Source organism: Rhodoferax sp. UBA5149, from assembly GCF_002413825.1.
Lineage (GTDB): Bacteria > Pseudomonadota > Gammaproteobacteria > Burkholderiales > Burkholderiaceae_C > Rhodoferax.
The window spans coordinates 1-9,709 of the sequence record NZ_DHXT01000190.1 but is presented as its reverse complement, the minus strand read 5'-3'; the positions used below and the strand labels follow the sequence as shown (position 1 = coordinate 9,709).

8 protein-coding genes are annotated in these 9,709 nt (G+C 59.2%); all 8 read left to right on the top strand.

The annotated features are described in order from the left end of the window. A partial coding sequence (gene sucC, locus B3V69_RS17115; protein ID WP_296448206.1) for an ADP-forming succinate--CoA ligase subunit beta occupies positions 1-1,023 on the top strand: 1,023 nt, incomplete at its 5' end. A 68-nt stretch (positions 1,024-1,091) separates the two neighbouring features. Beyond that, a complete protein-coding gene (gene sucD, locus B3V69_RS17110) occupies positions 1,092-1,985 on the top strand; it encodes a succinate--CoA ligase subunit alpha (RefSeq protein ID WP_296448205.1) in 894 nt (297 codons plus the stop codon). Positions 1,986-2,109: 124 nt separating this feature from the next. Then, on the top strand, positions 2,110-2,805 hold the full coding sequence (locus B3V69_RS17105; protein ID WP_296448204.1) for a TerC family protein: 696 nt from the start codon (positions 2,110-2,112) through the stop codon (positions 2,803-2,805). Positions 2,806-2,982: 177 nt separating this feature from the next. After that, complete coding sequence (locus tag B3V69_RS17100) at positions 2,983-5,382, top strand: CHASE2 domain-containing serine/threonine-protein kinase (RefSeq protein WP_296448203.1); 2,400 nt, start codon at positions 2,983-2,985, stop codon at positions 5,380-5,382. 11 nt (positions 5,383-5,393) lie between these two features. Next, entirely contained in the window at positions 5,394-6,179 is a 786-nt protein-coding gene (locus B3V69_RS17095; protein WP_296448202.1) for a Stp1/IreP family PP2C-type Ser/Thr phosphatase, read from the top strand. A 48-nt stretch (positions 6,180-6,227) separates the two neighbouring features. Continuing rightward, positions 6,228-6,899 carry an FHA domain-containing protein gene (locus B3V69_RS17090; RefSeq protein WP_296448201.1) on the top strand — a complete coding sequence of 224 codons (672 nt, stop codon included), beginning with the start codon at positions 6,228-6,230 and terminating at the stop codon, positions 6,897-6,899. Positions 6,900-6,968: 69 nt separating this feature from the next. After that, positions 6,969-9,389, top strand: coding sequence for a GspE/PulE family protein (locus tag B3V69_RS17085; protein WP_296448200.1), 2,421 nt, complete (start codon positions 6,969-6,971; stop codon positions 9,387-9,389). Between the two features lie 195 nt (positions 9,390-9,584). Then, a partial coding sequence (locus B3V69_RS17080; RefSeq protein WP_296448208.1) for a pilin occupies positions 9,585-9,709 on the top strand: 125 nt, incomplete at its 3' end.

Genomic DNA, 9,709 nt, shown 5'->3' with positions numbered 1-9,709 from the left:
CACGCGGGTGGCCGCGGCAAGGGCGGCGGCGTCAAGCTGGCCCGCTCGATCGACGAGGTCAAAAAACTCGCCGGTGAAATTCTGGGCATGCAGCTCGTCACGCACCAGACCGGCCCCGAAGGCCAGAAAGTCCGTCGCCTCCTGATTGAAGATGGCGCCGACATCAAAAAAGAATATTACGTGTCGGCCGTGACCGACCGCGCCAGCCAGCGCGTGGCCATGATCGTCTCCTCGGAGGGCGGCATGGACATCGAGGAAGTGGCGCATTCCACACCCGAACGCATCATCACCGAAATTATCGATCCGGCCACCGGCCTGACCGCAGCGCAAGCCAAGAAATTGGCGGACAGCATCGGCGTGCCTGCCGGCTCAACCGCGCAAGCGGTGGACGTGCTGCAAAAGGTCTACAAGGTGTACATGGACACCGACGCCTCGCTGGTTGAAATCAACCCGCTGATTCTGGAAGGCAACGGCGGCATCAAGGCGATTGATGCCAAGTTCAACTTTGACGCCAACGCCCTGTTCCGCCACCCGGAAATCGTCGCTTACCGCGACCTGGACGAAGAAGATCCGGCCGAAGTCGAAGCCAGCAAGTTTGACCTGGCCTACATCAGCCTGGACGGCGACATCGGTTGCCTGGTCAACGGTGCCGGTCTGGCCATGGCCACCATGGACACCATCAAGCTGTTTGGCGCCGAGCCCGCCAACTTTCTGGACGTGGGCGGCGGTGCCACCCCCGAGAAGGTGACCGAAGCCTTCAAGATCATGCTGAAGAACCCCAAGGTCAAGGCCATTCTGGTCAACATCTTCGGCGGCATCATGAAGTGCGACACCATTGCCACCGGCGTGATCACGGCCTGCAAGGCGACCAACCTGAGTGTGCCGCTGGTCGTGCGCATGAAGGGCACCAACGAAGATCTGGGCAAGAAGATGCTGGCCGAGTCCGGTCTGCCCATCATCAGCGCCGACACCATGGCCGATGCGGCCCAAAAAGTGGTTGCCGCCGTTAAAGCCGCATCGTGAAACTTTGCGGGACAGACCGCAGCTACGCCAAGCGAGCCAGCTCTGTCCCCAACTGACTAGGAAGAATCATGTCGATCCTCATCAATAAAGACACCAAGGTCATCACCCAGGGCATCACCGGCAAGACCGGTCAATTCCACACCGAAAAGTGCCAGGAATATGCCAACGGCAAGAACTGTTTCGTCGCGGGGGTGAACCCCAAGAAGGCCGGTGAAGCCATTTTTGGCATACCCATATTTGCCTCCGTCAAGGAAGCGGCCAGCCAGACCGGCGCCACCGTGTCGGTCATCTACGTGCCGCCAGCCGGTGCCGCGGCCGCGATCTGGGAAGCCGTCGAGGCCGATCTGGACCTGGCGATCTGCATCACCGAAGGCATTCCGGTGCGTGACATGCTGGAAGTGCGCAACAGAATGCGCGCCAAAGAAGCGGCGGGCGGCAAGAAGACCCTGCTGCTGGGCCCCAACTGCCCCGGTTTGATCACGCCCGACGAAATCAAGATCGGCATCATGCCCGGCCACATCCATCGCAAGGGCCGCATTGGCGTGGTCAGCCGCTCCGGCACGCTGACCTACGAAGCCGTGGCGCAGCTGACTGAAATTGGCCTGGGCCAGTCCACCGCCGTCGGCATTGGTGGCGACCCCATCAATGGCCTCAAGCACATCGACATCATGCAAGCCTTCAATGACGACCCGGACACCGACGCCGTCATCATGATTGGCGAAATCGGTGGCCCGGACGAAGCCGAAGCGGCGCGCTGGTGCAAGCTCAACATGAAAAAACCCATCGTCGGTTTCATCGCGGGCGTCACCGCGCCGGCCGGCAAACGCATGGGTCACGCCGGGGCCTTGATCTCCGGCGGAGCCGACACGGCCGACGCGAAATTGGCAGTGATGGAAGAGTGCGGTTTCACGATCACGCGCAATCCGTCCGAAATGGCGAAATTGTTGAAGGCCCTGCTGTAAGGCGCAGCGAGCAGACCTGCCAGGGCCGCTGACTGCGGTTTCCCACAATACCAAGCCGGGTTTCCTGAGGGACAATCCGGCTTAGTTGTTTATATGCCCTGGGCATTGATAAAGAAAGAAAATCGTGGAAGAGTTCTTCACCGCTCATTTCTGGGTTGCTGTCGGTCAGATCATCATGATCGATATTCTGCTGGGCGGCGACAACGCCGTCGTCATTGCCTTGGCGTGTCGCCAGCTGCCTGCGCATCAGCGCACCAAGGGGATTTTGTGGGGCACGGCTGGCGCGATTGTTCTGCGCGTCATCCTCATTGCGTTCGCCCTGACCCTGTTGCAGGTGCCGTTTCTGAAGCTGGTCGGTGCGGCTTTGTTGTTGTGGATTGGCGTCAAGCTGCTGGTACCCGAGGAGGAAGGTCATTCCAACATCCAGGGCAGTGACAAGCTGTGGGCGGCGGTCAAAACCGTGATCGTCGCGGATCTGGTCATGAGCATCGACAATGTCATTGCCATTGCCGGGGCGGCCACCGGCGCTGCATCGCAGCACCAATTGCCGCTGGTGATATTCGGTCTGTTGGTCAGTATTCCCATCATCATTGGGGGCAGTCAGATGGTTCTCAAGCTGATGGACCGGTTCCCGGCCATCATCACGATTGGCGGTATGCTGTTGGGATGGATCGCCGGCACCATGGCGCACAGCGACCCGGCGGTGCGGGATTGGCTACCGCAAACGACGGTGTGGAACTATGGTCTGGGTATTGCGGGTGCGCTGGGCGTGTTTCTTGTGGGAATGGTTCTCAAAAAGCGCGCGCAGCAGCCAACCTGATCCGGTACCTGGCGGCGCGGCCTTGGCACAAAACGACGAGATGGCGTGACTTGCTTCCTTGTGGGCGCAGACGGCGTCTGCTAAGGTCTCATCCTTACGGTGGCATCTGGGCAGCGTGATTTCGTGTCGGCTGTTGCTTGCTGACCTTTCCGGGTGCAATTTGGGTAGAGGTGGCAAGTGGCAATTTCTTCATCATCCTGGCAGAACCAGTTCTGGCGCGCCGACTGGTTCGTGGCTGTGTCGCTGGTGCTTGCTGTGCTGGCGCTGCATGCCACAAGCGACTTTTTCAGCGCGCTTGAGCGCCGTTTTTACGACTTCGCCAGCACCAGCAGCGCGCGCCAGCCCGCCAGCCAGATCGCGGTCATCGCCATCGACGAGCAGAGCATGGCCAGCATCGGCCCTTGGCCCTGGTCACGTGATATCGATGCCCGGTTGATTGACCAGCTGGCGGCGGCCAAGGCCAAGGTCATTGTTCACACCGGTTTCTTTTTTGAGCCGCAGCCTGACCGTGGCCTGGGCTTCATTCGCAAAATGAAAGAGGTGTTGGCCACCTCCGGCGAGGCTGCCAACGCGTCATTCACCCCCTACGCGCAATTGACGCGGCTGCTGGCCGAGGCGGAGGTGGCACTGGACGCCGATGGCCAGCTGGCCAACAGCGTCAAGCAGGCCGCCAACGTCATCATCCCCTCGTTCTTCACGGCCGGGCAGCAACCGATAGAAAGCTTGGCAGCGGCGGCGGCCGGGGTCGCTCCCCTGAACTTGTTGCCGGACCTCGACGGTGTCGTTCGACAGGAGTCCCTGCGGCTGAATGTCGCTGGCAAAGCGGTGCCATCTCTGGCGCTGCTGGCGGCAGCCCAGAGTCTCGATTTGACCGCCGACGACATCAAGTGGCGGGCGGGCGAGTCAGTGCAAATCGGAAAGCTGCGCATCAAGACGGATGCGGCGGCGCGCATGCTGCCGCAGTTCTACACCGGGCGCGACGGTCAGCCGGCGTTTGCCCTTGACTCGTTTGACGATGTGTTGAATGGAAAAATTCCGGCCACCAAGTACGCTGGCAAGATTGTCGTCATTGGTGTCACGGCGGCGGGTATGGGCAAGCCGTTGGCCGTGCCTGGACACCCGGCCTTGTCGCCAGCCGAAGCCGTGGCGCACATCACATCCAGCATTTTGAGCGAGCACTTCTATGTCCAGCCGGGCTGGGGGATTTGGGCCACGTCGGTGGTGTTGCTGCTGGTTTGCGTCTACCTCATCGCGGTCTTGCCGCGCTTGTCGGCGCGAACGGCAGCCGGGGTCAGCTTCTTGTTTTTCATGGCGCTGTTGGCGATTGAATTCGGGCTGCTGGCAGGCGCGGCCCTGTGGCTTCGCATGGTTTTCCCGGCAGCACTTCTGCTCATCGGCCATCTGGCATTGACGGTCAAACGATCATTGCCGGCAGCGGCGGACCCGCCTCAGCCGGACGGAGATTCGGCTGAAACCCACCGCATGATGGGGCTGGCCCTGCAAGGGCAGGGTCAACTCGACATGGCGTTTGAGCGTTTCCGCCGTGTTCCCATGGGTGACGCGGTGATGGGTAATTTTTACACCCTGGCACTCGACTTCGAGCGCCAGCAGCAGTTCAACAAGGCGCAAGTGGTCTATGCGCACATGGCAGCCTATAACCCGGACTACAAAGACCTCAAGACCAAATTGAACCTGGCTACCCATCTCCCAGGCCGTGTCAACGATGTCAAACCCATGATGCTGGGTCGTTACCAGCTTGAGCGGGAGTTGGGCAAGGGGGCCATGGGGGTGGTGTACCTTGGTCAAGATCCCAAAATCGGACGCGTCGTGGCCATTAAAACCATGGCCTTGAGCGAGGAGTTCGAAGGTCGGGATCTGCTGGAGGCCCGCGAACGGTTTTTTCGAGAGGCTGAGACCGCCGGGCGTTTGCAGCACCAGAACATTGTCACGATCTTTGATGCGGGCGAAGACCGCGAGCTGGCGTTTATCGCCATGGAGTTCCTCAAAGGCAAAGACCTGGTGGACTGTTGCCGGAGTGGCCATTTGCTGGCGGTGCCGACGGTGCTCTCCATCGTGGCGCGGGTGGCGGACGCGCTGGCCTATGCCCACCGGCAGCAGGTGGTGCACCGCGACATCAAGCCGGCCAACATCATGTTCGATCCCGAGACTGATACGGTGAAGGTCACAGACTTTGGCATTGCGCGCATCACCGATTCAAGCAAGACCAAAACCGGACTGGTGCTGGGAACGCCCAGTTTCATGTCACCCGAGCAGCTCGTCGGTCAAAAGGTCGATGGCCGCTCGGATCTCTATTCGCTGGGGGTCATGCTGTTTCAGATGCTCGCCGGTGTGCTGCCCTTCCGCGGCGAATCCATGGCCGAGTTGATGTACAAAATTGCGAATGAGGAGGCGCCCGACATTCGCATCATCCGCAAGGAGCTACCTCAAAGTCTGGCAAATCTGGTCGCCATGTCATTGCGAAAACGGCCGCAAGATCGCTATCAGGATGGAGATCAGTTCGCCCGGGACTTGCGGGCGGTATTATCGGGTGGCAACGCAATTGATCTGGAAATATAGCCCGAAACACCATGAATTACACATTCTGCGCGCAGACTGATCCGGGCCGGGTCCGGGAGAACAACGAAGACGCCGTGGTTTTTGATGACGCCACGCACGTCGGTGTTTTGGCTGACGGCATGGGCGGTTACAACGCGGGCGAGATTGCCAGTGGCATGGCCACCGCGTTCATCAAGTCGGAATTGGCCCGCTGGTTGTTCGAAGCGGGCCAGCAGGCCACTGCCGCGCAAGTCAGGCGCGCCATCCAGATTTGCGTTGACAACGCCAACCGCTCTATTTTCAATGCATCGAATGCCAATCCCCAGTATTCGGGAATGGGCACAACGCTGATCGTGGGCGTTTTTCAGGGTGACCGGCTGATGTTGGGACATATCGGGGATTCGCGCTGCTATCGCTTGCGTGGCAATGAGTTTTTGCAGATTACCAAGGATCACTCCCTCTTGCAGGAACAGATGGACGCCGGATTGTTGACGTCTGAACAGGCCGCGGCATCGCCCAACAAAAATCTGGTGACACGGGCCATGGGCGTCGAAAATGAGGTCATGCTGGAACTCAATGAGCATCAGGTGGAGGCGGGCGACCTCTACCTGATGTGTTCGGATGGGCTGTCCGACATGGTCGAAGACGCGGCGATTGCAAAAATTCTGCGAAATGGATCGCCACTGGCGCAAATGGCAGAGGAGCTGGTTTCTTTGGCCAATGGCAATGGCGGACGCGATAACATCACTGTGTTGCTGACGCAAGCGGCGAGCACTCTGGAGAAGCGCGGGTTAATATCCAGATTGCTTGGAAAATAGTAAGCTCATGGGATTCCCAATAACAAGTTTCAGGAACAGGAGTCGGTCATGCCGAAAATGATCGTATCGATCGACGGTGTTGTCATCAAGGAAGTCCAGTTGACCAAGGATCGGACGACCCTGGGTCGGCGACCCTACAACGATATCGTGATCGACAATCTGGCCGTCAGCGGCGAGCACGCTGTGTTGCAGATGGTCGGCAGCGAAGTCTATCTGGAAGACCTGAACAGTACCAACGGCACCTACGTGAATGGCAAAGCCGCCAAGAAGCAGCTGCTCCAGAACGGAGACATGGTGGAGGTGGGCAAATACAAGATCAAGTTTGTCAGTGACGCGGCCGGCGATGGTTTTGAGAAGACCATGATGTACAAAGCGCCTTCTGGCGGCTTGGCGCCTGTCGTTGCGCCGCCGTCGGTCTTCCCGTCCGGTCTGGCGACCGACGCCAGCGCGGTGGATGCTTTTCATGCGGCGATCCGGGTGTTGTCGGGGGCCGCGGCCGGCCGTGAGGTGCCCTTGACCAAAGTGGTGACCACGATCGGAAAACCCGGCGTGGCGGTGGCCGCGATCACCCGGCGCCAACGCGGTTTTGTCGTTCACCACGTCGAAGGTGCGGGTAACCCGGCGCTCAATGGCGCGCCGATCGGGGTGGAGCCGGTTGCGTTGAAGAATGGTGACCTGATCGAGCTCGCAGGCACCCAAATGCAGTTTGTTCAGAGCTGACGCAACCTACATAAGGACTCACGTTACGCACAATATTCGCTGGTCGCGGGCGGGTCAGGAGTTTGAGTTATGAACGCAGTGACGAAACCCCCGGTATTAGAAAAGCAGTCTGAGCAGCCCCTCATTGAATTGCAGAAGTTGCCTGCGGTAAAAAGGGGGATGACGTTTGAGGCGCTTTTTTACAAGCAGCTGCAGCTTGTGACGGCCCGCATTCACGAGACGGAAAACGTGGAGCAGATCATGCTGGAGGCCAGCCAGGATATCTGCAAACTGTTCAATGCGGATCGCCTGACCCTCTACGTCGTCAATGAAGATCAGACGTCCATCGTCTCCAAGGTCAAGACCGGGCTCAACAGCAGCCGCGACCTCAAATTGCCGATCACGCCGCAAAGCGTTGCGGGCTATGCGGCCTACAGCAAAAAGCTGCTCAACCTGCCCGATGTTTATGACGACGAGGCACTCAAGCAAATCCATCCGGCGTTGACCTTCCTCAAGGAAGTGGACAAGCGCTCCGGCTACCGAACCCGCCAGATGCTGGTGGCGCCCATTCTTGAAGGCAGCAAGCTGCATGGCGTGCTGCAGATCATCAATAACAAAAGCGATCAGCCTTTCGGCGAGCTGGAAGTCGAAGGCGTTTCACAGCTGTGCAAGACACTGGCGACCGCCATCCGGCAACGCGTGCAAAAAGCGGAAGAAGGAGGCCGTCGCAAGGCCACCAAATATGACGGCCTGGTTGCCGATGGCGTGATGTCGGCGCAAGAGCTGCAGCAGTGCTTGCAGGAGGCGCGCAACGACGGTCAAGCCGTCGAGCAGGTCCTGATGGCGCACTACAAAGTGCGTCCCGCCCAGATTGGCCCCTCGCTGGCCAAGTTTTTTGGCGTACCGTATGAGGCCTTCAGTGCTGGCCGTATTCGCTCGGAAATGCTGCATGGCTCGCTCAAACGGGAGTTCATTGAAGAGCAGGGTTGGATCCCGCTGGAGGAGTCGCCCGAGGGCCTCGTCATCATGTGCATGGACCCGGAGGCGGTGCGCGGCTCGCGCGTGGTGCCGCAGGTCTTCCCCCGCATCACCCGGTTTGCTTACCGGGTCACCACGCAGACCGAGTTTACGGAAACACTGGGGCAAATATTCGGTGCCGAGGTCGAGGGCGGCTCGATTGACGAGTTGCTGGCCGACATGGATGGCGCGCCCATGGATGACGGCAGCAATGACGACTCGCTGGAGTCGGCGGCAGCTGACAATGAATTGGTCAAGTTCGTCAACAAGGTGATCATCGACGCCTACCACCAGAAGGTGTCGGACATTCACATCGAGCCGATGCCGGGCAAGCTCAAAACCGGCATCCGGTTTCGCATTGATGGCACTTTGCAGCCCTATATCGAGGTGCCGGCGCATTTCCGCCAGGCCATGGTGACCCGTCTGAAGATCATGTGCGACCTCGACATTTCAGAGCGTCGCAAGCCGCAGGACGGCAAGATCAAGTTCAAAAAATACGGGCCGATTGATATCGAGCTGCGGGTCGCCACCATTCCCTCGGCTGGCGGGGTGGAAGACGTGGTGATGCGGATTCTGGCCGCCGGTGAACCGATTCCGCTGGACAAGCTGGGCCTGACGCCGCACAACAAGGAACGCGTCATCCGGACCATCGAGAAGCCGTACGGCTTGTTCTACGTATGCGGCCCGACGGGGTCCGGCAAAACCACCACGCTGCACTCCATCCTCAAGCATCTGAATACGCCGGACACCAAGATCTGGACCGCGGAAGACCCGGTGGAAATCACACAAAAAGGGCTGCGCCAGGTCCAGATCAACCGCAAAGCCGGCATTGACTTCGCGCTCATCATGCGCGCCTTCCTGCGCGCCGACCCCGACATCATCATGGTCGGCGAATCGCGCGACAAGGAAACGGTGGCGATGGGCGTGGAAGCCTCGCTCACCGGCCACCTGGTGTTCTCGACCCTGCACACCAACTCGGCGCCCGAATCCATCACGCGCTTGCTGGACATGGGCATGGACCCGTTCAACTTTGCCGATGCGCTGTTGGGCATCCTGGCGCAGCGGCTGGCCAAAAAGCTGTGCGACTGCAAGGAATCGTACGTGCCCGATGCCGAGGAATTGCGCCTGTTTGCCGCCGAATATGCCGATGAACTCCGACACTCCGCCGCCTGGACGGCCGACTATGAAGGCGAAGCCAAAAAATTGATCGAGAGCTGGCACAAGGCCTATGACCAGGACGGCCAGCTTAGGTTCTACCGTCATGTCGGCTGCGACAAGTGCAACAAGACCGGCTACAAAGGCCGCATCGGCCTGCACGAACTGTTGATCGCCTCCGACGACATCAAAAAGCTCATTCAGGAACGCGCCCGCGTCGCCGAGATTTTTGCCGCTGCGGTGGAAGGCGGCATGCGCACGCTGAAGATGGACGGCATGGAGAAAATCATGATGGGGCTGACGGACATCAAGATGGTTCGGCAGGTTTGCATCAAGTAGGTGACGAGAATGGCGTGACATTTTTGTCACGCAAGAGCGGCAGCTGACAAAAATAATCGCTAATTCACGATCCCTGCGCGTATTTCCGTGGTTTTTCCCATAAAACGGGCTGTTTGCGCAGGGATGAAGACCTGGCCCGAAACCTGCTCTATACCAATGTCTCGTTGTTACATTTTTTTCACCAAGGAGTTATTCATGAAGCGTTCTATGCAAAAGGGTTTTACCCTGATCGAATTGATGATCGTGGTTGCGATTATTGGTATTTTGGCGGCTGTGGCGTTGCCGGCATATCAGGATTACACGATTCGCGCACGTGTGAC